At 59.6% G+C, this 722-nt stretch carries 1 protein-coding gene; it reads left to right on the top strand.

Going from position 1 to position 722, the window contains the following annotated elements; genetic code table 11:
• Positions 1 to 133: 133 nt before the first annotated feature.
• Entirely contained in the window at positions 134 to 592 is a 459-nt protein-coding gene (gene tnpA, locus DWY51_RS09405) for an IS200/IS605 family transposase (protein WP_055287554.1), read from the top strand.
• Positions 593 to 722 lie beyond the last annotated feature (130 nt).

The following is a 722-nucleotide window of genomic DNA, read 5'->3' as shown; positions in this document are numbered from 1 at the left end:
GCTGGCCGCGCAGCGGCCAGCTTTAAACCACCCGCTACGCGGGTGGAGACAAACGGCTTTACAAAGCCACCCCTCCGACCGATATTGACGATTGTTCAGGCCGTCAAGAATTCGAGTCGAAGGGGTGGTCGCCATGGCCCAGAAGGCCTACAGCCTTTCCCACACGAAGTGGATGTGCAAGTACCACATCGTGTTCACGCCGAAGTATAGGCGCAAAGTGATCTACAACCAAATCAGGAGCGACATAGGGGAGATCCTCAGGAAGCTGTGCGAGTACAAGGGGATCGAGATAATCGAGGGGCACCTGATGCCCGACCACGTGCACGTGCTGCTGGCGATCCCGCCGAAGTACAGCGTCGCGAGCGTCATGGGCTACCTGAAGGGGAAGAGCTCGCTGATGATATTCGACAGGCACGCCAACCTCAAGTACAAGTTCGGCAACAGGAAGTTCTGGGCGGAGGGCTACTACGTGTCCACCGTCGGCCTGAACGAGGCGACGATCGCCAAGTACATCAGGGAGCAGGAGTCCCACGACATCGCGCTGGACAAGCTGAGCGTGAAGGAGTACGAGGACCCCTTCAAGAGGGGGTGATGCTGCCGGTTCGACCGGCGCGCCACGGGTCAAGATGCACTAGGCCTGGACGAAGTCCGGGCCCGCGCCTTTAGACGCGAGCCCGGGGCCCGTGGGTTATACCCTAAGAGCAAACCACCCTTTTTAAGGG

It is taken from the genome of Collinsella sp. AF25-2LB (assembly GCF_003458415.1).
Lineage (GTDB): Bacteria > Actinomycetota > Coriobacteriia > Coriobacteriales > Coriobacteriaceae > Collinsella.
Note: the sequence above shows the minus strand (reverse complement) of the source record. Positions and strands in the feature narration are given on the sequence as shown.

Excerpts from the sequence above, each read along its gene's own strand:
- tnpA (WP_055287554.1), top strand. The coding sequence starts at position 134 with ATGGCCCAGAAGGCCTACAGCCTTTCCCACACGAAGTGGATGTGCAAG.